This window comes from Psychrilyobacter piezotolerans (assembly GCF_003391055.1).
Classification (GTDB): Bacteria; Fusobacteriota; Fusobacteriia; order Fusobacteriales; family Fusobacteriaceae; genus Psychrilyobacter; species Psychrilyobacter piezotolerans.
In genome coordinates, this window is the sequence record NZ_QUAJ01000003.1 from 147,810 (window position 1) to 172,659 (window position 24,850).

The 24,850-nt window shown below is 36.0% G+C and carries 22 protein-coding genes; 15 read left to right on the plus strand and 7 right to left on the minus strand.

The genetic code is table 11. The annotated features are described in order from the left end of the window. Positions 1-5 precede the first annotated feature (5 nt). The 3 genes from DYH56_RS02950 to DYH56_RS02960 form a co-directional block, all read right to left on the minus strand. The gene (locus DYH56_RS02950) at positions 6-836 is read right to left on the minus strand and encodes a homoserine O-acetyltransferase/O-succinyltransferase family protein (RefSeq protein ID WP_114641363.1); all 831 of its coding nucleotides are present in this window, start codon (positions 834-836) and stop codon (positions 6-8) included. Between the two features lies 1 nt (position 837). Then, positions 838-1,713 (minus strand): methylenetetrahydrofolate reductase [NAD(P)H], encoded by an 876-nt coding sequence (metF, locus tag DYH56_RS02955; protein WP_114641364.1) that lies wholly within the window; start codon positions 1,711-1,713, stop codon positions 838-840. Between the two features lie 63 nt (positions 1,714-1,776). Continuing rightward, on the minus strand, positions 1,777-3,048 hold the full coding sequence (locus DYH56_RS02960) for an O-acetylhomoserine aminocarboxypropyltransferase/cysteine synthase family protein (protein WP_114641365.1): 1,272 nt from the start codon (positions 3,046-3,048) through the stop codon (positions 1,777-1,779). A gap of 996 nt (positions 3,049-4,044) precedes the next feature. On the opposite strand from DYH56_RS02960, the gene DYH56_RS02965 reads away from it, so the two are divergent. From DYH56_RS02965 to DYH56_RS02985, 5 genes are read left to right on the plus strand one after another with little or no spacing between them, the layout of a single operon-like run. Then, on the plus strand, positions 4,045-5,562 hold the full coding sequence (locus DYH56_RS02965) for a 2-isopropylmalate synthase (protein WP_114641366.1): 1,518 nt from the start codon (positions 4,045-4,047) through the stop codon (positions 5,560-5,562). Then, positions 5,563-6,879 (plus strand): 3-isopropylmalate dehydratase large subunit, encoded by a 1,317-nt coding sequence (locus DYH56_RS02970; protein ID WP_114641367.1) that lies wholly within the window; start codon positions 5,563-5,565, stop codon positions 6,877-6,879. It begins immediately after the preceding gene. Then, positions 6,872-7,411 carry a LeuD/DmdB family oxidoreductase small subunit gene (locus tag DYH56_RS02975; RefSeq protein ID WP_114641368.1) on the plus strand — a complete coding sequence of 180 codons (540 nt, stop codon included), beginning with the start codon at positions 6,872-6,874 and terminating at the stop codon, positions 7,409-7,411. The genes DYH56_RS02970 and DYH56_RS02975 overlap by 8 nt, the downstream gene beginning before the upstream one ends. Positions 7,412-7,437: 26 nt before the next feature. Further along, positions 7,438-8,496 (plus strand): 3-isopropylmalate dehydrogenase, encoded by a 1,059-nt coding sequence (gene leuB, locus DYH56_RS02980; RefSeq protein WP_114641369.1) that lies wholly within the window; start codon positions 7,438-7,440, stop codon positions 8,494-8,496. 24 nt (positions 8,497-8,520) lie between these two features. After that, entirely contained in the window at positions 8,521-9,438 is a 918-nt protein-coding gene (locus DYH56_RS02985) for a branched-chain amino acid transaminase (RefSeq protein ID WP_114641370.1), read from the plus strand. 186 nt (positions 9,439-9,624) lie between these two features. Here the strand turns inward: DYH56_RS02985 and DYH56_RS02990 are convergent, their stop codons facing one another. Together DYH56_RS02990 and DYH56_RS02995 are read right to left on the minus strand one after the other, a co-directional pair. Beyond that, positions 9,625-10,287 (minus strand): YczE/YyaS/YitT family protein, encoded by a 663-nt coding sequence (locus DYH56_RS02990; RefSeq protein WP_114641371.1) that lies wholly within the window; start codon positions 10,285-10,287, stop codon positions 9,625-9,627. Between the two features lie 33 nt (positions 10,288-10,320). Next, positions 10,321-10,977 carry a YczE/YyaS/YitT family protein gene (locus DYH56_RS02995; RefSeq protein WP_114641372.1) on the minus strand — a complete coding sequence of 219 codons (657 nt, stop codon included), beginning with the start codon at positions 10,975-10,977 and terminating at the stop codon, positions 10,321-10,323. A gap of 197 nt (positions 10,978-11,174) precedes the next feature. On the opposite strand from DYH56_RS02995, the gene murQ reads away from it, so the two are divergent. From murQ to DYH56_RS03010, 3 genes are all read left to right on the plus strand, one after another. Next, a complete protein-coding gene (gene murQ, locus DYH56_RS03000) occupies positions 11,175-12,092 on the plus strand; it encodes an N-acetylmuramic acid 6-phosphate etherase (protein WP_114641373.1) in 918 nt (305 codons plus the stop codon). Between the two features lie 71 nt (positions 12,093-12,163). Then, a complete protein-coding gene (gene murP, locus DYH56_RS03005) occupies positions 12,164-13,567 on the plus strand; it encodes a PTS N-acetylmuramic acid transporter subunit IIBC (RefSeq protein ID WP_114641374.1) in 1,404 nt (467 codons plus the stop codon). A 119-nt stretch (positions 13,568-13,686) separates the two neighbouring features. Beyond that, positions 13,687-15,291 carry an alpha,alpha-phosphotrehalase gene (locus DYH56_RS03010; RefSeq protein ID WP_114641375.1) on the plus strand — a complete coding sequence of 535 codons (1,605 nt, stop codon included), beginning with the start codon at positions 13,687-13,689 and terminating at the stop codon, positions 15,289-15,291. A 34-nt stretch (positions 15,292-15,325) separates the two neighbouring features. Here DYH56_RS03010 and DYH56_RS03015 read toward each other — a convergent pair whose 3' ends face one another. Next, positions 15,326-16,141, minus strand: coding sequence for a DUF4097 family beta strand repeat-containing protein (locus DYH56_RS03015; protein WP_114641376.1), 816 nt, complete (start codon positions 16,139-16,141; stop codon positions 15,326-15,328). Positions 16,142-16,334: 193 nt separating this feature from the next. Here DYH56_RS03015 and DYH56_RS03020 point away from each other — a divergent pair, with 193 nt between their 5' ends. Together DYH56_RS03020 and gmhA are read left to right on the plus strand one after the other, a co-directional pair. Then, complete coding sequence (locus DYH56_RS03020) at positions 16,335-17,204, plus strand: LysR family transcriptional regulator (RefSeq protein WP_114641377.1); 870 nt, start codon at positions 16,335-16,337, stop codon at positions 17,202-17,204. A gap of 15 nt (positions 17,205-17,219) precedes the next feature. After that, a complete protein-coding gene (gene gmhA / locus DYH56_RS03025) occupies positions 17,220-17,795 on the plus strand; it encodes a D-sedoheptulose 7-phosphate isomerase (RefSeq protein ID WP_114641378.1) in 576 nt (191 codons plus the stop codon). Positions 17,796-17,931: 136 nt separating this feature from the next. Here gmhA and DYH56_RS03030 read toward each other — a convergent pair whose 3' ends face one another. Next, positions 17,932-18,408 (minus strand): hypothetical protein, encoded by a 477-nt coding sequence (locus DYH56_RS03030; RefSeq protein WP_114641379.1) that lies wholly within the window; start codon positions 18,406-18,408, stop codon positions 17,932-17,934. 597 nt (positions 18,409-19,005) lie between these two features. On the opposite strand from DYH56_RS03030, the gene rapZ reads away from it, so the two are divergent. The 5 genes from rapZ to DYH56_RS03055 all read left to right on the plus strand — a co-directional run bounded on the left by rapZ (position 19,006) and on the right by DYH56_RS03055 (position 24,746). After that, positions 19,006-19,863 carry an RNase adapter RapZ gene (gene rapZ, locus DYH56_RS03035; protein ID WP_233499987.1) on the plus strand — a complete coding sequence of 286 codons (858 nt, stop codon included), beginning with the start codon at positions 19,006-19,008 and terminating at the stop codon, positions 19,861-19,863. Then, entirely contained in the window at positions 19,851-21,626 is a 1,776-nt protein-coding gene (gene uvrC, locus DYH56_RS03040; RefSeq protein ID WP_114641380.1) for an excinuclease ABC subunit UvrC, read from the plus strand. The genes rapZ and uvrC overlap by 13 nt, the downstream gene beginning before the upstream one ends. Positions 21,627-21,797: 171 nt before the next feature. Continuing rightward, positions 21,798-22,199 (plus strand): response regulator, encoded by a 402-nt coding sequence (locus DYH56_RS03045; protein WP_114641381.1) that lies wholly within the window; start codon positions 21,798-21,800, stop codon positions 22,197-22,199. Positions 22,200-22,248: 49 nt separating this feature from the next. Further along, positions 22,249-23,235, plus strand: coding sequence for a hypothetical protein (locus DYH56_RS03050; protein ID WP_114641382.1), 987 nt, complete (start codon positions 22,249-22,251; stop codon positions 23,233-23,235). Then, positions 23,235-24,746 (plus strand): SpoIIE family protein phosphatase, encoded by a 1,512-nt coding sequence (locus tag DYH56_RS03055; RefSeq protein WP_114641383.1) that lies wholly within the window; start codon positions 23,235-23,237, stop codon positions 24,744-24,746. The genes DYH56_RS03050 and DYH56_RS03055 overlap by 1 nt, the downstream gene beginning before the upstream one ends. Positions 24,747-24,850: the final 104 nt, after the last annotated feature.

A 24,850-nucleotide genomic window follows, 5' to 3' on the forward strand; every position in this document is an offset into this window, starting at 1 on the left:
CGTATTTATACAGTTATCATCTTCAGCCAATTCTTATAAAAAATATCCCTGTGTTTATCCCAGGTAAACAATATCTCTTTATCCGGATCGTTATCCCTATAATAGTTTTCGGGAATATTTTTTTTATCTCTCCGGTATTCTTTATCCAGCCTGTTTATTTGATATTCACCATGTCCTGAGATATAGATATTTTTTAAATCTTTTGTAGCTGCCATATACACTCCGGCTCTTTTATTTTCGGCGATTATCATGAGTCCTGCTCCTAGGATATCTTCTTTTTTGTTGTAGGTGTTCCTTGAATGGGGGGCATGGAATTCATCCAACTGGATCAACTTATTTTTATTGACTCTATGGTTAAAAACCCCGAACATCTTTTCTTTTAGTGGATGTTTTAAAATTTTATAACGATGGTATAGTGCTCCCTGGCTGGCCCAGCAGATATAGATGCTGGGAATATTCAAATTAAAGGCAGGTTTTAATTCATTCCAATATTTCACATCTTCAAATTCTATATTCTCTATGGGAGTACCTGTTATAATCAATCCCTGATAGTTCCTTTCCTCTAATTTACTCAGCGGGATATAGTTTTTTTCTAAATATTCCATGGAGGTGTTTTTTGAAATATGGTTATCCGGGTACAGAAATTCGATCTCTACCTCCAGATTATATCGGCCTAAGATATTAAAAAACTGGGATTCTACTTCATCTTTAAAGGGCATTAAGTTTATAATTCCTATTTTTATTTTTCCTGCAGTATCACCTTTATTTTTAAAGATGATGCCGCTGTCTTTAGATTCTGCTATCCCTCTCAAATTATTATTGCATAGAATAGACATTTTACTCTGCCTCCCTAATTCCTTCCCGGATATATTTTATATTTTCCAAGATTCTTCTGGTTACATGGACCTTATTCATTGTATAGATATGGATCCCTTCTACCCCGGAAGCTATCAAATCAATGATCTGCTCTGTGGCATAGGTTATTCCAGCTTCTTCCAATGCTTTTGGGTTATCTTTGAATTTGTCCAATATGGCCTGGAATTTCCTGGGAATCCTTGCATTGCACAGTTTCCTTACTTTTTGAATCTGTTTATAATTTGTCACAGGTAATATCCCTGCAACTAAGGGTACAGTTAAATTTAATTTCTGGGTTTTTTCCCTGAATGCATAAAAATCTTCATTGTCAAAAAATAATTGTGAGACTAAAAAATCAGTTCCGGATTCTACCTTTGTCTTCAGGTGAAAAAGATCCAGCAGGTCATTATTTTCAAAGTGCACCTCAGGATAAAAAGCACCGGCCACAGAAAAAAACGTTTCTTTTTTTATGTGTTTTACCAGATCACTGGCATAGGCAAAATGCGAATTATGGATCTCATCTCTGGGAATATCCCCTCTCAGGGCCAATATATTTTTGATTCCATTATTTTTTAACTGTTTCAGAGTATCATTTATAGATTCCTCGGTAGCCCCTATACAGGTCAGGTGAGCCATGGTTTCTATCTTATTTATATTTTTGATTCTATTGGTGATCTCAACGGTTCTGCCCTGGGTGGTTCCTCCTGCTCCATATGTTACACTTATATAATCCGGCTTTAACTCTGCCAGTTCATCGATGGTTTTATATATTTTTTCTATGGGGAATTTATTGTTTGGCGGAAAAATCTCAAATGAGATTACGGTATCTTTATTTTTAAATATATCTTTTATTTTCATAATTTCTCTCCTTTATTGAATGTTGTGGGTCTTTACATATGTTTAATTGAATAAAAGGCCGGTTTATCTGGATCTTTTTATTGCATTTTCCAGATCCGCTATGAGATCATCTATATTTTCCAACCCTACTGAAATTCTTATCATATTTGGTTTTATTCCTGCTGCTTTTAACTGTTCGTCATTTAACTGGCCGTGAGTTGTACTTGCAGGATGGATGATCAAAGATTTGGCGTCGGCTACATTGGCCAGATGGGAAAATATCTCCAAATTTTCTATAAATCTTTTTGCTCTTTCCTTCCCTCCGTGCAGTCCAAGGGTAAATATCGATCCTACACCTTTTTTATAATATTTATGGGCTAATTGTTTTTGTTCTTTTGTTGTAAACTCCGGATGAGTGATCCAATCTACCTCTGGATGGGAATTCAGATATTGGGCTACTTTTTTTGAATTTTCTACATGCCTTTCTACCCTGAGGGAAAGTGTTTCTATCCCCTGTAATATCAAGAAAGCATTAAAGGGCGAAAGAGCTGCTCCTGTATCCCGTAATAACCTTACTCTGGCTTTTACTATAAATGCCTGCTCCCCCAAATCTGAATAGACCAGATTGTTGTACCCGGAATCAGGGATATTAAATGATTCAAATTTATCATCTTTCCAATTAAAATTTCCCCCGTCTACGATAACTCCCGCTATTGTTGTTCCATGACCGCCTAAAAATTTTGTAGCAGAATGAACTACTATATTAGCTCCATGTTCAATAGGCTTTATCAGATAGGGTGTCCCAAAGGTATTGTCCACAACCAGAGGGAGCCCATGTTTTTTAGCTACCTTTGATATGGCATCCAGATCGACTATTTGTCCTGTTGGGTTTTCCAATGTTTCTATGAAGATTACCTTTGATTTAGAAGTTATTGCGTCCTCCAGAGTCTTCAGATCAGAAGTTTCAAAAAATCTTGTTTTTATCCCAAAATCCTCTATTGTATTGGATAAAAAATTATAGCTGCCCCCATAGATCCCCTTTGCTGAAACAATCTCATCTCCCGACCGGGCGATAGTCAGTAGGGCATAAGTTATAGCTGCTGATCCTGATGCTACTGCCAGCCCTCCTACACCACCTTCTAATGCCGCTATCCTGTCTTCCAATACTTCGGTTGTAGGATTTCCTATCCTTGTATAGATATTCCCCTTCTCTTCTAGGTTAAATAACCTGGCCCCGTGATCTGTGTCTTTAAAAGTATAGGATGCAGTCTGGTAGATAGGTACAGCCCGGGCTCCTGTCAAGGTATCTTTTACCTGTCCTGCATGTAATTGCAATGTCTCAAATTTTAAATTCATCTTGTTCCTCCTTTTATTTTGATCACGTTATTTTTTTTTAATTCTGTAAAATAAAAAAGCCTGTGGAGTTTCCCACAGGCTTTCTGGTTAAAGATGCTTGTGAACAAACTCGTAGGTTACTACAAAACGAGTCTGTTCTTAAATTTAAAAAATTTAAGTTACAAACTCTACCAAAGCATCATCATTAGCATATTTAATTGTCCGATTCTTGAATTAACCATCTTAATCAGCTCACTTATTTTTATTTTTTTTCTTGGAATAAAACTTTTTTAGTACTAAAGTTTTAATTTTTAAACATTCTAGCATAAATTTTTTTTTATGTAAAATTAAATTTTTTTATTACGATATCTTTTTCTCTGAATTTTTTATTCTATTTTTAGATAAAAAAAATTCCCAACTAAAGAATTTGTCTAACTAAAAAATTATAAAAGTGCAATAAATTAGTTTTTTGATCTTATGAAAAAAACTCTCTAAGTCCAGCAGTATCAATAATTTAATCCGAATGTCCGGATATTGAGTATGTTTTTTTATTTTTATTTTTAAAAATAGTTGTTGACATAAAAAAATTAAACTGTTATTATCTTTCTTAATCACAAAACAAGGAGGAAAAAAATATGATTTTAACTAATATCTTATCTATAAATATATTGTTACTGCTGCTGTTATTATTACCATTAGACTGCAAGCAATTGAATAGATTTAAAATGATATTGGGGAAATTATATACTTTTTGAACATCCTGTTTTAGAAGAAGCAGGAAAAGTATAACTATGATGGCAGCTGATATTATTGGCTGCTTTTTTTTATAAAAAATTATAAAAGAAAATATAAATTTTTTTAGGCAGCTATAATTATAGCTGCTTTTTTTATAGTCTAGGAAGCATAAAATTTATGAAATAAAAAAAAAGTATAAAAATTATAGACTGTACCTGTCTGGATGCAACGTCACGTTGCTTTTTATAATCATTAAAGGATAAAAATCGGGAGGATTGAACTATGGAAAAGATGATAAAGATATTTGATACAACACTGAGAGACGGGGAACAGTCACCGGGATGCAGCATGAACATAGGAGAAAAAATAGAAGTTGCCAGACAATTGGAAAAATTAGGAGTGGACATAATAGAGGCGGGATTCCCGGCTTCATCCAGGGGGGATTTTAATTCGGTCAAGGCAATAGCAGAAAGTGTGGTAAATGTAAGGGTGGCAGGGCTGGCAAGAGCATTAAAAGGAGATATAGATACCACATGGGAAGCCATAAAAGGTGCTCGATATCCAAGGATCCATACATTTATAGCCACCTCGGATATCCATATGAAATATAAATTAAAAAAGACCCCGGAAGAGGTTTATAAACAGGCTGTAGAGATGGTCAGATATGCAAAATCTAAGTGTGATGATATAGAATTTTCAGCAGAGGATGCTACCAGAACCAGGCCGGAATTCCTTTATAGGATAGTGGAAGGTGCTATAGAAGCAGGTGCTACAGTTATAAATATCCCAGATACAGTGGGATATACCACCCCGGATGAATTTTATAAGATAATAAAAGGAGTCAGGGAAAACGTAAAAAATATAGACATGGCAGATATCTCTGTACACTGTCACAATGATTTAGGTCTGGCAGCAGCTAATTCTCTGGCAGCAGTAAAGGCAGGAGCTACCCAGATAGAATGCACCATAAATGGTATAGGAGAAAGAGCGGGGAATGCAGCTTTAGAAGAAGTGGTTATGGCCATGGGGGTAAGAAAAGATATCTACCCGGGACAGAACAGGATAAATACAGAGGAGATCTACAGAACCAGTCAGCTTATCACAAAGATAACAGGAGTTGAGGTACAGCCCAATAAAGCCATTGTAGGGGAAAATGCCTTTGCCCATGAATCGGGAATCCATCAGCATGGGGTACTGGAAAATAAAGAAACCTATGAAATTATGACCCCTGAATCCATAGGACTGAGTAAAAATAAGATGGTACTTGGAAAACATTCGGGGAAACATGCCTTTGAAAGCCATTTGAAGGAATGCGGTTATGAACTGAGCAGGGAGAAAATGGAAGAAATTTTTATACGGTTCAAAGAACTGGCAGACAAGAAAAAAGATGTATCCACAGAAGATATCGAAGCTCTCATAGACGGCACAAAGGAAATAAAAGACAAGACCTACAGATTGAACAGATACACTGTAAATACAGGGAATACAATCACTCCTATAGTATCCATAAATATGGATAAAAATGGAGAAAGCATAGAAAATGTAGCCATTGGAGACGGACCTGTAGATGCAGCATTTAAGGCTATCGATAAGATTGTAAATGTGGAATTTAAACTGAATAAATATGTGATAAAGGCAGTAACAGAGGGAAGCGATGCCCAGGGAGAGGTATTCATAAGGCTGGGTAAAGATAAGAAAAATTATAACGGAAGGTATACAAGTACCGACATAGTAGAAGCCAGTATCATGGCATATATGGGAGCTATAAATAATTATTTTAACGAAGAAGGGAGAAGATAGATGACTATAGTAGAGAAAATTTTAGCAGACAGATCCAATAAAGACCAGGTAAAACCTGGAGATAATATCTGGGTAGATGTGGATATCCTCATGACCCATGATGTATGCGGGCCGGGAACCATGGGGATATTCAAGGGAAATTTTGGTGAAGATGCCAGGGTATGGGACAAAGGAAAGATAGTTTTAATACCGGATCATTATATATTTACAAAAGATAAATATGCCATGAGAAATATAGACTATGTGACTAAATTTGCCAAAGAACAGGAGATTGTGCATTTTTATGAACCCTTTACCGATGACTACAAAGGTGTATGCCATGTAGCTCTGGCAGAAGAAGGACACAATAAACCGGGAGATGTATTGTTTGGAACAGATTCCCATACATGTACCTCAGGAGCCTTCGGGCAGTTTGCTTCTGGGATAGGAAATACAGATGCAGGGTTTATTATGGGAACGGGAAAACTATGGGTGAGGGTGCCCGAATCCATAAAATTTCAGTTTGAGGGCGAATTTCCAAGCTATATCATGGGAAAGGATGTAGTTCTTCAGACAATTAAAGACATAGGTTTTGATGGTGGTACCTACAGATGTATGGAATACGGGGGAGATGCCGTCTCGGGATTAAATATGGAAGAGAGGATGACCATCTGTAATATGGCCATAGAAGCCGGAGGAAAGTGCGGAATAATAGCCGCCGATGAAATAACTAAAAAATATTTAGAGGAAAGGGGAGTAACAGATTACCAGATCCATAACTCAGATAAAGATGCAGTTTATCATTCTGTACATACCTATGATGCCGGTAAGATAATTCCGGTAGTTGCAAAACCCTATTCCCCCGGGAATGTAGAACCGGCAGAAAACTTATCCCATATAGAGGTAACCAGGTCATATATAGGATCCTGCACAGGGGGAAAAACTACAGATTTTGTAGCAGCAGCCAAGATACTGAAAGGGGAAAAGGTAAAGATAGAAACCTTTATAGTCCCTGCTACAAGGAACGTAGAAAGAAATTTTGAAAAGATCAGGATAGGCGGGGAAACACTGAAAGAGATCTTTGAAAATGCCGGATGTAAGATAGGGCCTCCATCATGTGCAGCATGTTTAGGAGGACCAGAGGATACCTTTGGCCGAACTCACGCAGATGAGGTGGTTATATCCACAACCAACAGAAATTTTCATGGGAGGATGGGATCTATGGATTCCAAGGTATATCTGGCCTCTCCCTATACGGCTGCAGCATCGGCATTGACAGGAAAGATAACAGACCCGAGAAAATACATAAAAAAAATAGAGGTGGAAATAGATGGATAAGATAAGGGGAAAGGCATATGTAGTAGGGGATAATATCGATACAGATCAGATAATTCCAGCTATTCATTTGGTGTATAGAACAGATATAGAGGAAGAGGCTAAAAATTACGGTAAATACGCCATGTCCGGGATGGATCCCAGTGCTGTAAAAAAAACCTTCATAGAGGGAGACAGATATGAATCGGACTATACAATAATGATTTCAGGAAAAAACTTTGGATGCGGGTCATCCAGGGAACATGCTCCTCTAGCCCTTGATAAGGCAGGGATAAAAGCAGTGGTAGCCGAGAGCTATGCGAGGATATTTTACAGGAATTCTGTAGACGGGGGATTTTTGATCCCCTATGAAAGCAAAGACAGACTGATAGATGAGATTAAAACCGGAGATGAGATAGAAATTACAGGAAATTTATTAAAAAATATAACTGCAGATAAAGAATATATCCTGGGAGAACTAGGAGATATAGAGGGGATAATAACAGCCGGCGGGATATTTAATTATGCTGTACAGAATGGATTTATATCTAAATAGATTTATATTAAATTAGGAGGCTAAAGATGGAATATAGAGTAACTGTGATGCCGGGAGACGGAATAGGCAGGGAAATCGTAGAAGGAGCAGTAAAGGTAATAAAAAAAATAGAAGAAAAGTACAACCATAAATTTAATATAAACTATGCCGATATTGGCGGGATAGCCATAGATAATCATGGGACACCATTGCCGGAAGAAACAATTGAGATGTGCAAAAACAGTGACGGGATAATCTTAGGGGCTGTAGGAGGACCCAAATGGGATAGTCTCAAGGGGGAAGACAGGCCGGAAAGGGGACTGCTGAATATCAGAAAAGAATTGGGTCTCTATACAAATCTAAGACCGGCTATAGTATATGAACCCCTAAAAAATGCTTCTCCATTGAAACCGGAGATAATAGGAGAGGGTCTTGATATCTGTATAGTCAGGGAACTGACCGGAGGAATTTATTTCGGGGAAAAAGGAGTAAAGGAAGACGGGACAGCATATGATGTCCTCTCCTACAATGAGGAGGAGGTAAAAAGGATAGCGGTAAAGGGGTTTGAAACAGCCATGAAGAGGGGTAAAAAACTGACAAGTGTGGATAAATCCAATGTATTGGAAAGTTCCAGGTTGTGGAGAAGAGTTGTGATAGAGGTTTCCAAAGACTACCCAGAGGTAGAATTAAACCATATGTATGTAGATAATGCAGCTATGCAGTTACTGATAAACCCGACTCAGTTTGATGTTATCTTAACTATGAATATGTTTGGAGATATATTATCCGATGAAGCCAGTATGATAACGGGCTCCATTGGGATGCTGCCATCAGCCAGCATAGGAGAAAAATACGGGTTATATGAGCCCATCCATGGATCTGCACCGGATATAGCAGGGCAGGATATAGCCAATCCCATAGCCACTATTTTATCGGCTGCTATGATGTTTAAGCATTCTATGGGACTCCCAGAGGAAGGCACAGCCATAGAGAAAGCGGTAGAAAAAGTTTTAAATGACGGGATAAGGACAAGGGATATCCATACAGATTCAACTAAATTAGTTGGGACCGAGGAGATGGTAAGTTTGATCGTGAAAAATATTTAATGAATGATATATTTAGGAGGAAAGATGATAAACACTAAAAAAATATGGATGAATGGGGAGATGATCGATCATGACAATGCCAATGTTCATGTTTTATCCCATGTAATGCACTATGGAACCAGTTTTTTTGAAGGAATAAGAGCATATAAAACAGAGGAAGGAACAGCTATATTCAGACTGGATGAACATATTGACAGACTGTACAATTCTTGTAAAATATACAGAACAGAGATCCCGTATACCAAAGAAGAGATAAAAAAAGCAATATCTGACACCATAAAAATCAACGGGATAAAAACAGCCTATATCAGACCATTGGTATACAGGGGATATAATTCTTTAGGAGTAAATCCGTCTAATTGCCCCGTGGAAACCATGATTGCCACCTGGGAATGGGGAGCATATTTAGGGGAGGAGGCATTGACTCAGGGAGTGGACGTCTGTGTTTCATCTTGGAGAAGATTAGCACCAAATACAATGCCCACAGCTGCCAAGGCCGGAGGAAATTATCTGAGTTCCCAGCTTATTAAGGTGGAAGCACTGGAAAATGGGTACGATGAAGGGATAGCACTGGATTATTCAGGGAATGTCAGTGAGGGAAGCGGAGAAAATTTATTTGTGATTTCCAACGGGAAGATATATTCTCCCCAATCGGGGTCATCTGCACTTATCGGTATCACCCGGGATTCGGTGATAACAATAGCCCGTGACTTAGGTTACGAAGTTGTGGAAGAAACAATCTCCAGAGAATCACTATATACGGCAGATGAACTCTTTTTTTCCGGGACTGCAGCTGAGATAACACCAATAGCCAGTGTGGACAAGATAAAAATTGGAATTGGTAAAAGGGGGCCTATTACAGAAAAAATTCAAGAAGCTTTCTTTGAGATGACCGAGGGGAAAAACATTAAATATAATTCATGGTTAACTTACATTAAATAGGTTTAAATAAAAAATGAGGCCGATCCTTTTAGCCTCATTTTTATAGTTTGGAAAATTATACCAGCAAGTGGCATCACCAAAATGCTAGTAGTTTACTCTGTAAACATAGAATTTTGAGATAGAGATTATTACATAATCTAAGAATCTTGAGATAAAAGTCTAGATTATGCCTATCTGGATGCAACGTCACGTTGCTTTTTTTGAAATATATGTTCTTAGGAGGATCACTTCATCTTTTATATTCCTGTGAGTTACCGATTTAACGTCAAAATCAAAGATCTTAAAAACTCCCTGTATAAAAGTTCCGGTGAAGACTGCTGTGATGACCGTCCCCACTCCTACATATCCTCCTAAAAAATATCCTATAACTAGAACAGTAATTTCAATGGAGCTTCTTATAAATCTCACAGAAAAATCAGTTTTTTTCGTGAGAGCAACCATAAGTGCGTCCCTGGGACCGCAGCCAAGACCGGTAGAGATATAGAGATAACAGCCGATACCTAAGATAAATAATCCCATAAACATCATAGGAACACCAATAAGAGGATTGCGGCTTAGGGGGATTACCTCTAAAAAAAGAATTAAATCCATAAAACTTCCAATAAATATGATATTAAATATGGTGCCGCTGCCTATTTGTTCTCCCAATAAAATATCCAAAGTTATGACTAAGATTCCAACAAGGATACTGGCCTGACCGATTGTAATGTCTCCAACTTTTGAGATACCCTGGTGGAGAACATTCCAGGGAGAAAACCCCAGATTGGATCTTATAATGAGAACAATTCCTAAAGAACAGACAAAAAACCCAAGAAATAATTTTATATATTTTAAAATTTCATTTTTCATTAAAGGCCTCCCGTATATACATTTTTTTTAAATTTATTTTTTCGAAATATATGCTTTTAAAAGGATCGCTTCATCCTTTATATTCCTGTGATCCACAGATTTAACGTCGAAATCAAACATATTAAAAATTCTCTGCATAAAACCTCCGATTAAAACTGCCGTAATTATTGTTCCCATTCCGGCATATCCTCCTAAAAAATATCCTATAACTAAAACAGTAATTTCAATAGTACTCCTTATAAATCTCACAGAAGAATTAGTTTTTTTGGTGAGAGCCACCATCAATGCATCCCTCGGCCCGTTCCCAAGACCAGGAGATATATACAGGTAAGTTCCTATCCCAAATACAAATATCCCTAAAAACATCATAGGAATACCAGTAAGAACACTATGACTTAGGGGGATTATCTTTGAATAAAGAATTAAATCCATAAAAATTCCAATAAATATAATATTAAATATGGTGCCGCTGCCTATTTGTTCTCCTAACATTACATCTACAGTTATTACTATTATTCCAACAAGGATACTTGCCTGACCGATTGTAATATGTCCAATTTTTGAGACACCCTGATGGAGAACATCCCAGGGGGAGAACCCCAGATTAGATCTTATAATGAGAACAATTCCTAAAGCATGTACAAAAAAACCAAGAAATAATTTTATATATTTTAAAATTTCATTTTTCATTGAATTCCTCCCGTATATATTTTTATTATTATTTTAGTATAACTTGTTTTTCAGGTAATCACAAGGTGATAAGAAATTTATTGTGGAATAAAAAACTCATTGTTATTTTAAAAGATTTTTTTTTTATCACAGTATAATCTATTACTGAAAAAGATGGAACTCTCATCGGGAATTTATAATTATAAATGGAGGCAATTATGGAATTAAATTTAAAACAGATGGTAACTGAAAGCAGAAATAAAAATACCATGAATATAGATCTCTTGAATACCATGGAGATGGTAAGGGTAATAAATGATGAGGATAAAAAAGTTGCCTTGGCAGTTGAAAAAGAATTGGAAAATATTGCAAAAGCTATCGATAAGATAAGCTATGCATTTTTAAATGGGGGAAGACTCATATATATAGGTGCCGGAACATCTGGAAGGCTGGGGATCCTAGATGCCAGCGAATGCCCTCCTACATTCGGAACACCGGCAGAATTAGTGGTAGGACTCATTGCAGGAGGAAAAAATGCGATTCTGAGAGCGGTGGAAAATGCCGAGGATAATAAAGAGCTGTGTGTGGATGATTTAAAAGGTATCGGTTTTAATTCTAAAGATATATTGGTAGGAATAGCAGCCAGCGGAAGAACACCATATGTAATGGGTGGAATTGAGTATGCCAAGGAATTAGGAGCTGCCACAGTGGGCCTAAGCTGTAATCCGAGTAGTATACTGGCCGAATCTGTAGATATCCCGATCTCTCCAGTAGTAGGAGGGGAAGTGGTGACAGGGTCGTCAAGGTTAAAGGCTGGAACGGCACAAAAGTTAGTATTGAATATGCTGACCACCGGATCCATGATAAAGATCGGAAAGGTATATGGAAATCTAATGGTAGATGTAGAACCTACCAATGAAAAGCTGGTGGAAAGACAAAAAAAGATAGTAATGGAAGCCACTGATTGCACCAGGGAAGAAGCCATCTATGCCTTAAGGGATACAGGGGGGCATTGTAAGACCGCCATTCTCATGATCTTGGGAGGTTTAGAGGCAGAGGAGGCTGAAATGCTCCTGTCGGAAAAAAAAGGATTTATCCGAGAGGCGTTAAAAACAGTTAAATCAGTCTTGAAATAGAGGTTTTAAATTCACGAATTGCCCAGATTCATTAAGTTTTTAATTTCGCCATAGGCGAAAAGGGGGAAGAGATGGATTATAAGAAAATTGCAGAAAAAATAATGAAGCTTGCAGGGGAAAAGAAAAATATTTGTGGTTATACCAGCTGTATGACGCGTCTGAGGATATCGGTAAAGAATTTGGAGAAAGTTGATCTGGAAGGGTTAAAAGCTATCGAGGGGGTATTGGGATTAAATCAAAATGGTGATGAACTGCAATTAATATTCGGTCCTGGGAAGGTCAAAAAAGCATATACAGCTCTGGATGAACTCTATAAATCAACAGCTGAAAATCAAATCGGTGAAAAAGAAAGTTTTCAAGAGACGGTAAAAAATCAAAAAAGTACTGTAAAAGCCAGGAGAACAAGCAAGTTTCAAGGATTTATGGCAAAGTTTTCCAATATATTTGTTCCGTTAATTCCAGGATTTATCGCAGCAGGGATGCTGGCAGGATTAGCAGGGCTGTGCAGGGAATTAAATATAACAGGTGACTGGGTTGACTATATAAGTGTATTTAATAAATCACTGACTAAATTTATGTATATAATGATAGGATTCAATGCTGCTAAAGCATTTGGAGGGTCAGGAGTAATAGGGGGGATGTTATCGGGGCTGTTCTTACTTGGATATGGTGATGGCGGAAACAGCGGTATGACAGAGTTTTTTGGTCGGACTATTGAACCCCGCGGGGGAATGATAGGGATATTATTCACTACAATTATTGCAGCTAAATTTGAAATATTTATCAGGGAGAAATTTTCATGGGAACCCACAGATATAATTACAACTCCTATAATTACCCTGTTGGCCATGGGAACCCTGGCTTATACACTGATCATGCCATTGTCCTTTAAACTATTCGGTCTCATGAACTATGCCTTTGCAAATCTAAACGGGAATCCAATTGGAGGGGGTATTTTGGCAGGACTATTCCTTCCTTCAGTGATGATGGGAATACACCAGGGGTTTGTGCCGGTATATCAGGGATTACTACAGACAACTGGGATGAACTCATTATTTCCGATTTTAGCTATGGCGGGAGCAGGGCAGGTAGGAGCAGCACTGGCACTCTATGTGAAATCTCCTAAAGAATCCAGTCTGCGTGAAAATATAAGGGGAGCCATTGTACCGGGTTTCTTAGGGATAGGAGAACCGTTGATCTACGGTGTGACGCTGCCCAGGGTAAAGCCGTTCTTTACATCTATGGCAGGAGGAGCCATTGGAGGAATATATATAGGTATAATGTCTCAGATAGGATTTACCTTTGGATTAAACACTGTATTTGGATCTTCAGGGATCCTGGGATCATTTGCTATGACATCTAAGAGCGGGGTGCTGACAGCAATAATTCTGTATATGTCAGCATTAGGAGTTGCATATATTTCCGGATTTATCCTTACATACCTGTTTGGATGTAAAAATGTAGATCTGTCCTAAATGATTTTAATCTACAACTAAAACTTGTAAACATTAAAAAAAGTGTTTTTTTTACAAGTTTTTTTAGTCTATAAGGTATAATAGCACCAAGGATAAAACATAGGGAGGAAATAAAAAATATGAATGAAAATTTTAAAGATAAAGTAGTATACCAGATATATCCCATGAGTTTTATGGATACCACCGGAAATGGGATGGGGGATATCAGGGGGATAATAAGTAAATTGGACTATTTAAAAGAATTAGGCGTAGATCTTCTATGGCTGACCCCTGTATACAGCTCTCCTAAAAACGATAATGGGTATGATATTGCCGATTATTACCAGATTGATCCGGACTTTGGGACTATGGAAGATTTTGAGGAGCTTTTATCCGAGGCAGAGAAAAGAGGGCTGGGAATCCTTATGGATATAGTGGCTAATCATACATCTACAGAGCATACTTGGTTTAAAAAAGCCCTTGAAGGGAGTAAAAAACATCAGGATTATTATGTCTTCAGGGGAAAGGAGTTTGTAAAGGATCATCCCGTAACTTCAATATTTGGAGGAGATGCCTGGGAGTATATTGAGAATTTAGACCTGTACTATCTGCATAACTTTGATAAAACCCAGGCTGATCTGGACTGGGATAACAAAGAAGTAAGGGAAGAAACCTACAGGATGATGAATTTTTGGCTGGAGAAAGGAGTGAAAGGGTTTAGATTTGATGTAATAGACATGATCAGCAAGGTCTGGGAAAGGTGTGAGATGTCCAATGGGCCGAAACTCCATGAATATATAGAGGAGATGGCAGATGCTACCTACAGAAATTATGATGATAGTTTTACTGTGGGGGAAACCTGGTCGGCTGATTTAGAGCATGCTGAAAAATACTCCAATCCGGATAACAGTGAATTTTCAATGATCTTTACATTTGAACACACCATGTTTGGAATAGATAAGTGGAAATCATCTATCGATCTGCTGAAGTTAAAAGAGATTTTTGAAAAGTGGCAGAAAGGACTGCATGGAAAGGGATGGAACTCACTTTTTTATAACAACCATGATCTGCCCAGGGCAATATCCAGATTTGGGGATGACAGGGAGAAATTCAGGGAGATTTCAGGAAAGGGGCTGGCAATCCTCCTTTATTTGATGGAGGGAACCCCCTATATCTATCAGGGGGAAGAGATAGGAATGACCAACAGATCCTGGACCAGGGAAGAGATGCAGGATGTGGAAGCTATAAATTATTTTGAGATGGCAGCAGAAAAAGAAGATGAGGCAGAGGTACTCAAAAAAATAGGTAATATTTCCAGGGATAATGCAAGAACACCTGTCCAGTGGAATGACAGCAAAAATGCCGGATTTACAGGAGGAAAGCCCTGGATTGTAGTCAATGAAAATTATAAAACAGTAAATGTCAGAGGTGCACTCAGGGATAAAAACTCTATATTTTATACTTATAAGGAGCTGATAAAAATAAGGAAAAAAATGGATCTTATTAAAAATGGGACCTTTGATCTGATAGATAAAAAATCTAAGGAGCATTTTTCATATGTCAGGGAATATAGGGGGGGAAAACTCTATGTTTTTTCCAATATGACAGATAAAGGTATAGTGATCCCGGAGATGACAGGGGTGAAAGACGGGGAAATAATTATCTCAAATTATAATGAAACAGAAAAAAATGGCAGGCTGAGACCATATGAAACTCTGGCAGTGAGAGTTAAAGCGAAAGGGTAAAAAAAAGAAGCGGAAGACGGATAAATTCCATTTTCTACTCCTTTTCAATGTTTATAGTCCCGTTGGATGTTCCCAGGATTAAAAATTTATTGGTCTTTAATTTTGCAAATTCATTTTTTACATGGATCAGGTCACCGAAAATAGAAAAATTAAAATTATGTTTTTTAGGTATCTTTATAGTGAGACTCTGATTTGATGTAACTATTTTTGAATCCGAGGTAATACTCCGGAATTCAGCTGAAATAGGGGCATTAGACGTGGAAATCTCTCCTATTTTTTCAGCATTTTTTATCTTAATTTTTTTATTGGTAGTTCGGATATTGAGGGTGCCCAGGGTATTTTTAGTAGTTACCCGGCTGAACCAGCTTTTTACAGAAATATCTCCTACAATGTTGGATAATGTAATATCTTTATTTGAATTCAGAAGGTCCAGATCTCCTACCAGGTTATCTATAGCAACCTCCCCCCTGGAGTTATCTATGGAAAGTTTTCCATTTATTCCATGTACAGAGATAGAACTGTTTGTAGTTTTTATAAGGTATTTAAAATTAGTATTCTGGGGGATCAAAAGGTCGAATTTAACCTTGGTTTTAAAAAAACTGTTTTTTTTATCGTTGTTTAAATTATATTGTAAACTATCTTTAGTTATATTGTTTTTTATTATGGGGTTTTTTTTGTCCGAAAGCTGATTTAATACTATATTTTCTCCACCATAGGGTGAAATGGTAAGATCGATATACTGTCCCTTGATCTCAATGATTTTAATACCTTTAGAGGGAATTGTCCCGTTGGAAAAGGCAGTAATATTTATCAGGATTAAGAAAAAAAAGAAAAATATTGAGTTTTTCATGAACTCTCCTCCTAAATGATTGGTATTAAATAAATTATATCATTTTATTGAAAAAAATGCATGGAAACTTAAAAGAAAAAAACATCTTTAGGAAAACTTAATAAAGAGCCCTGTATTATTGAAATTAATTATTGAATAAGAATATAGATGTGTAGTATACTGAAATATAATTAAATTATTGAGGTGGGGAAAATTGGATTTACATTATTTAAGAATATTTTATGAAGTTGCCAAAGAGTGTAGTTTTACAAAAGCGGCACATAATTTATACATAAATCAATCGGCAGTTTCTATACAGGTAAAAAAGTTTGAAGAATTGCTGGGAACTAAGTTGTTTGACAGAAGTTCAAAAAAGATAAAATTAACTTATTCGGGAGAAGTTTTGTATAAGATGAGTGAGGATATCTTCCAGAAAGTTAAAAGGGTAGAGAAAGAAATGGCAAGAATAGTAGAAGTAGACAGAGCCAGGATAAGTATTGGTGCTACCACTGTTATAGGAGAACCATTGCTGCCAAAATTGATGAAGGAATTTTCTAAGATATATCAGGAAATAGAATATGATGTTGTGATAGCCTCAAAAAAGGAAATTTTGGAAAAATTAAGAGACGGAGATATAGATGTAGCTATCATCGATGAAACTCATATAACAGATGTAAATTTAGAAATTATAGATGTAGGGAAGTTCCCGCTGTGTTTGGTCAGTGCAAGGGATTATAGGGATATCAAGGAAGTTGCTGACACTCCCCTTATTGTACGTAAACAAATATTAAAACATAATGAGGCGGTAACAGCCATAGAAAATAACCATGAAATAGAATTTAAAACTAAAATTCCAATTAGTGGAAGTTTAAGTGTGATCAAGTCTTTCGTCAGAGAAGGAGTAGGAAATGTAGTACTGCCTTTTTATACGGTTTATGATGAGGTTAAATCAGGGGAATTTAAGGTTATCGAAAAGGTAAGTGAAGTATCAGATGGATATCAAATAGCTATCACAAAGGATAAAAGAAGCTTACTGGAAATAATTAAATTTATAAATTTCACGAAAAATTTTAAAATTATATAAGAAAAGGAGAAAAGAATGAATTTAATTGAATCATATGAGATAGAATTAAATCTATTGAAAGATTTTATAGAGAAGGAAAAAGAAGAAAAACTGACAGAGAAGGTAGCTGAAAAACTGACAGAAGCCTTTGAAAATAAAAAGAAGGTGCTTATCTGTGGAAATGGTGGGAGTAACTGTGATGCCCTTCATTTTGCAGAGGAATTTACAGGAAGATTCAGGGGAAACAGGAGAGCACTGCCTGCCATCTCACTTTCAGATTCATCTCACATTACCTGTGTGGGAAATGATTTTGGTTTCGATGAGATATTTTCAAGGGGTGTAGAAGCTTATGGCATGAAGGGAGATTTCTTTATCGGATTATCTACCAGTGGAAACTCTGCCAATGTAATAAGAGCGGTGGAAGAAGCCAAAAAAATGGGGATGACTACCTGTGTGCTCCTTGGAAAAGACGGAGGAAAGTTAAAGGGAATGTGTGACTATGAATTTATCATTCCGGGGGAAACTTCAGATAGGATACAGGAGATCCATATGATGATCCTACACATTATCATAGAGGGTGTAGAAAGAATAATGTTTCCTGAGTTATATTAACTCGAGAGATAAACTTCGAAGAAACAAAAAAGCTGGAAAATCAAAATGATTTTCCAGCTTTTTTAATACTAAGAATGGTGCAATGAATATGAAAAATAGGTCTTTATTAGTTTAGTGAAATTGCAGTAAAAAAGATTTAGGAAAAATATATAGCACTGAGAGCATAGTAGATAGCCAGCAGGCTGGAAAAAACAGCACTGGAAAAAAATCTGAATCTTATGGGAATAAGGTTTTGTATGATAAAATTACCTGCAATACTTATGGGCAGAGCTCCTATATAACTTTTTAACCCAATATTTAAAATAAACCATCCAATTTTTTCATGGGAAAAAAGACGGATGAAAAAAATATGTCTGGCTATCCAAATGGGGTTGAAATAACAGAGAGCTAAGACAGTTTTTATGGTTTTTTTATGTTTGAAATGGGTAACTTTCTGGTCGATCCAGATAAAATAATTTGGGATTTCAAAGGCGTAGATGGTTCCTCCAAGCAGCATCATCCCCAATATCCTCAGGGGATGAAATTCCCCTCTTATGAGAGTTGCTATGGTATCCCCGGCAGAGTAGATCAATATTCCCCTTAAAATATTATTTTTAGTATATATTAATTTCATAGAAATCCCCCCCTTTTTTTCTATCTTGTCTAACTTTTTTTAACCGCAATAATGCTAATGATACTAATCTAGTGATATTTAGAGACCTTTTATACTTTAATCAATAAATAAGAATTACATCTTAATATTATTATGTGCTTAGTAAGCATGAAACATCAATTTTAAACTGTTTTTATTTTGCTTATATAAATATAATTTACTGGGAAAATTAAAAAATCCTATTAGGTATATAAAAAAGACTTAACCCCTGACAAACCTCTAAGAAAACTGTTGACATCACCTATATCTTGTAGTATTATTTAATTAACAAGAGACCTTACCTATTAGCGACCATCTTGATGTTTTGGGCCTAATGTCGTCGCCGGGGTTGGCGCTGTGTATGATAGATCAGAAAAATCACGAGGGTATAACGAGCCCCTACGGATACTGTATATTGTATATATCTGACTACCACTTTTTGAACCAGGCGACCAAAACTATACAGAGGGCTGTAGGTCAGGGCTTGTTTAAAGACTTCTATGAGGTCTTTTTTTTTTATCTATTAAATTGAGCCTTATTTTGATAGTATATAGGTATAAAATTATTTGAGGTGAAATAGTGGAAATATTAATTATAACGGGGATGAGTGGTGCCGGAAAGTCAACAGCACTTAATTATTTTGAAGACCGGGGGTATATGACCATAGATAATATGCCGTGTTTTTTTATAGATGGATTTAAGCTGTCTGTATATAAAGAAAGGATAAAAAAAATCGCCATAGGGATGGATATAAGGTCCTTTGAAAGTACAGATGAATTTTTAGAACTATTAGAGAGCCTGAAAGGGAAGGGGGTTTCTTACAGGATCCTTTACTTGGATGCCAAGGATGAAGTGATTTTAAACAGGTATAACCTGACCAGAAGATACCACCCCTTGGAAAAATCCAATTCTATGATTGAAAATATCTCTTTAGAGAGAAGGATGTTGTCCGAAATAAGGGAATTAGCGGATATAATAATAGACACCAGTGATTTTACCCCGAAAAAAATGATTGAAAATTTAAAGGTAAGATTGGAAGATGAAAAGATAAGGGATCTGGTATTAACCATAACTACATTTGGATTTAAATATGGAGCACCTATAGATTTGGATATGATGTTTGATACAAGATCACTGCGGAATCCGTATTATGTAGATGAACTGCGGCCTAAAAATGGAAATGATAGTGTGGTTCAGGAATATGTAATGAATGGAAGTGGAAGTAAAGAATACCTGAAGAAGATAGAGGAGATGCTGGAGTTTTTGCTGCCCCACTTTATAAAAGAAGGGAAGACCCATTTAACTGTAGGAATAGGATGCAGCGGGGGAAAACACAGATCGGTGACTATAGCCAGGAAACTTTATGAATATTTTAGTCAAAAGGAAAATATTAAGGTATTATTAAATCATAGGGAGCAGGAGAAATGGAACCTTTAATAGATAAATATGAGATTCCAGATCTTCCTGGAGTTTATTTAATGAGAGGGAAAAAAGAAGTAATCTATATAGGAAAAGCTAAAAATTTAAAAAAAAGAGTTTCCTCATACTTTAAGAAGATTCATACAGATAAAAAAACAATGGAACTGGTAGATCATATAGAAGACCTTGAATTTATAGTGTGCAAGAGTGAATTAGATGCACTTATTTTAGAAAATAATTTAATAAAAAAATATCTGCCGAAATATAATATCCTCCTAAAAGATCAAAAGACCTATCCTTATATCAAGATATCCATAGAAAGATTTCCTAAGATTTCCATTATCAGGAGGAGCAGGGATATAGATGTTAAAACTGGAGATTATTTCGGACCCTATCCAAATGGGAGTGGTTTTTTATTAAAGACCCTTGTAAAGATATTTAAAATAAGGGATTGTAAGAGGGATATGAAAAAAACTTATCCTAAACCCTGTTTAAAGTATTATATGAACCGGTGTATGGGGCCTTGTGCTTATAAAGATATAGAGGTAACATATAAAGAAAGTGTTGAAAATGCAAAATACTTTTTGAAGGGCAGGGGAGACAAACTGTTAAAACAGCTGAAAGAGGAGATGAATAGACTCAGCACCTCTATGGAGTTTGAAAAAGCCATACAGTACAGGGAACAGATTACAGCCATTGAAAATTCATTGAAAACACAGGTAACGGAAGTTTTGAAAGATATAGATGAGGATGTCTTTGTATGCAGACAGGATGGAGATATATTATTTTTGACTATATTAAAAATCCGGGATGGGAAGATCATAGGGGTAAATAACTTAAAGGTAGATATACTCATAGAAGATGATATTTTGGTCGAGAGTTTTTTGAGATATTATTCCAATGAAAAAATGCCTAAAAATATAATCTTAGACAGTTTGTTCATAGGGAAAAAAGAAATTTTAGAGGGATGGGGGAAAAGTTTCCTGGATATAAATTTAAAACTATATTTTCCTATATTGAAGAGCAGGCGGAAAAAACTCTTAGAGATGGCATATCTTAACCTGGAGGAAGAGATCAAAAAATATCATAACCAAAAAAATGTGTTGGAAGAGGGGATGAAAGTTCTCTATGAAACTTTAAATTTAAATAGATTTCCCCGGAAAATAGAATGTTTTGATATATCTAATATTTCCGGAAAGGATGCTGTAGGAGCAATGAGTGTGGCTGTGGAAGGAAGACTGGCTAAGAAGTATTATAGAAAGTTTAAAATAAAAACCAAGGACACTCCTGATGACTACCATATGATGAGAGAAGTGGTAGAAAGAAGGTATTCTAAATTAGCCCAGACAGATCTGCCCGATCTGATCCTGATAGATGGAGGATTAGGGCAGCTGAATGCAGTGGAGGGAGTTTTTTTCAGGCTGAGAAAGGATCATCTGGTGGATATAATCAGTATAGCCAAAAGGGAAGAAGAAGTGTTTAAAGCCGGGGAAACAGGCTCCTATATCTTTCCTAAAAATTCAGAATCTCTGAAGATATTACAGAGGTTAAGGGATGAGGCTCATAGATTTGGAATAACCTACCATAGAAATTTACGTAAAAAAAGGGTAATATCTAGTGAGTTAGATGAAATACAGGGGATAGGTCCAAAAAGAAAAAAGGATCTCCTAAAAAGATTTAAATCGGTAAAAAGGATAAAGGAAGCAACTTTGGAAGAATTATTAGAAGTAGTACCAGAGAGAATAGCAAGGCAGCTGAAAAAGATTAAAAACAATAACTAAAAAAAGGTGAAAAAATCTTTTGTTACAGATTACACAAATTTTCATGGATTTAAAAACTAAAAAATCAGAGTTAATCTGAGAAATCTGCGATGAAAAAGTGTTTTGAATTTACCTTTTTAAGTTTTTAATTAATAAGTTATAAGTTTGCTAAAGGCAATAAGGGGGAGAGAGATGAAAAAGGTATTGGTTATAGATGATGAATTGAGTATTAGATTGTTACTGAGAGAGATAATTGAAGACATAGATATGGAGGTCTTTGAAGCAGAGACAGCCATAGTGGGCTTACAGATGTTGGAAGAGATGCAATTTGACCTGATTATAATGGATATCCAGATGCCGCAGATGAATGGGCTGGATGCCATGAGAAAGTTAAGGGAGTTAGCAGATACTCCGGTGTTTATTTTGACTGCATTTAGTCACCTGGAGGGGGTCGTTGAAAACCTGGGAGTAGAGATCCAGGGATTTATAGAGAAACCCTTTGATATAGATGAATTAGCCGAGAAGATAAAAAAACAGGTAGAGGCTGATAACGATGGACAATTGGAAAAAAAATTAAACTTACTGAACGCCTAAAAGGCTTTATAGCTAAAAAATTATAAAAAATTAAGAAAGGAGAAAAATAGTGTATAAATATATATTGCTTTTAGTACTGGCCTTAAGCACTGCTTCCTGTACAGGAGTATCCAAGGTAAAGGAAAGATATCATAGGGCACCATTTGAAAAGGAGATAAAAAAAGGAGATTATGAGCTGACTCTCTATAGTATTAATTATCCCCAGAACTATGAAGAAAAAATAAAATTTTATGATGATTTTGATATTCTCATGAGGAAATTACTGGTTTATGATTCAACGATAAATATGATGTATTCTCAAAAATTTAAAGATGATATTATCCATCTGAAAAACAGCTATATCCTCCCGGAAGAGGCAGCATTTTCAAAATCTGCATCGGAACTGTCACAGGTAGACAGAGACAGTATAGATGAAAAAGTGGCAGTAAAATTGGATGAAAAAATCGGAAGAACTCAATATTACCTGAATAAACAGGTTTATTTTTGGAAAAAAATAATGAACAGTGATGAGAAATTTAACAGTGAGGCAACTTATACAGAGTTAGATAAGGAAAAACTTATTTTACAGATGGAAGATAAGAGGAAAAAACTATTTAAAGTAGCAGAGCAGGTAGAATTAAATTTAATTCTAAAGATAAAGGATCCCTATTCCCATGATGAAAATGAATATTGGCAGGAAAAAGATGTCTATATAGACAGGAGTACAGATTTAACTCCTAAAGTTTTCAAGGAACAGGGATATATCTACCTGAGTGATGTAGAGGATAGAGATGTAAAAAAAATAATGGGGAACCAGTTAAATTTTGATTCGAAAATTGTAGTAGTGGAAAATAGATTATACAATGGTTATACAGTTTCAGCTGGAAAGTATATCTTTTTTTACGGGGGAAAATACAGGATTAGCTATTATAACGGTTATAATCTGGAGATAAAGGTGAAAGAGGTATCCTTAAAAGACTTATTGACTGTAGATGAAGAAATTTTGATAGATGATTTTTTAAACCCAAAATCTTATAAAGAGAGGCAGGAAAAATAATGGAATATGTTTTAATTGTTTTTATAGCGGGAGTGTTATCACTGATCCTGCTGAAAAAACTTGAAAGAAAAAGTATAGATGAGATGCACACCCTCATAGAAAAAATAGGTAAGAGGGAAGATTATTCGGAAATAATGGATGAGCTCAAGGAATCCTATGAAGAAACGGTAAAAACCATAAGGTTTCAAGAGGCACAATTAAATAACTCGGTTAAGGAGCTGAAGGAATTTAAGGAAGAACTGAACGCTACCTATGATTCCCTCTTAAAAAAATCAGCCCAGCTGGAATATTCCAATGAGGAACTGGAAAAAAAAGTAGCTAATTTGTCCAATATAAATGCAGTGGCAAGAACTGTCCTGTCAACCCTGGAATTAGATAAGATAATAGGAGTTATCCTGGATGCCTACTTTGTTCTGACAGGGGTAAAAAAAATAGCTATATACCTGTGGAAAAACGGGGAGTTAGAGCTGAAACAGACTAAAGGTAAGTTTATAAATACAGGGAATGTAAATTTTTCATTGGAAGAGTTAGCTAAATATAATAGACGTGATTATAAAAACGTATATGCCCAGATATCTAAATCTATAGAAGCTACAGAGGATGAAAGTATAGTTATTTCCGATCTGGTGGTAAAGGGTAAGGAACTGGGAGTAATCTATATAGTTGAAGATAAAGATAAATTAAGCTATAGTGATGAAGCTACAATTTCAGCTCTGGCTATCCAGGTAGCTATCGCTATAAATAATGCGTTAATATATTCAGAACTGATAATAAAGGAACGTCTGGACAATGAATTGGAAGTTGCCTCAAATATTCAGAAAAAATTATTACCCCAGTCATTGGGGGATATAAATGGTGTGGAGATAGCCCAGTATTTTAATCCGGCCAAGGAAGTGGGGGGAGATTATTACGATTATTCCCTTTCAGGGGAGAATAAACTCTGGATAACTATAGGAGATGTAAGCGGGAAAGGAGTTCCTGCTGCATTTTTGATGGCCTTAATAAGGTCTGTGCTGAAAACATTGGAATATAAAGATTCGTACCCGCTTGAAGTTTTAACAGATTTAAACGATATTATCTATCCGGATATAAGTGAAGATATGTTTGTAACTATCTTTCACAGCCAGTATGATTTCTTAACTAAGACACTTTATTACTCCAATGCAGGGCACAACCCCCTTATCTTGTATAGAGCCGGAACGGGAGAGGTTTTAGAGGAAAATGTCAAAGGGGTAGCAATAGGATTTTTGGAATTTTATGAATATAAGATGGGGAAGATAAAGTTAGAGAAGGGAGATGTTCTTTTATATTATACCGATGGACTGACAGAGGCTGAAAATCCAAAGAAAGAACTCTATGGAACCGAAAGACTGAAAGAAGTTATCGAAAAGAATTATGATCTCAGTGCCGAAGGAATAAAGGCTGAACTACTGACTTCCCTCAATGATTTTGTGGAAGAAAAAGAACAAATAGATGATATGACATTCGTAATTTTAAAAATCGAATTATAAAAAGGACTCATGTCCTTTTTATTTTTGTTTTTAAACAGTATTATTTGTTTAGAATAAGAGCTGAAATTTCATTAGTGTGCACTTATGACATCAAATCTTGCGTG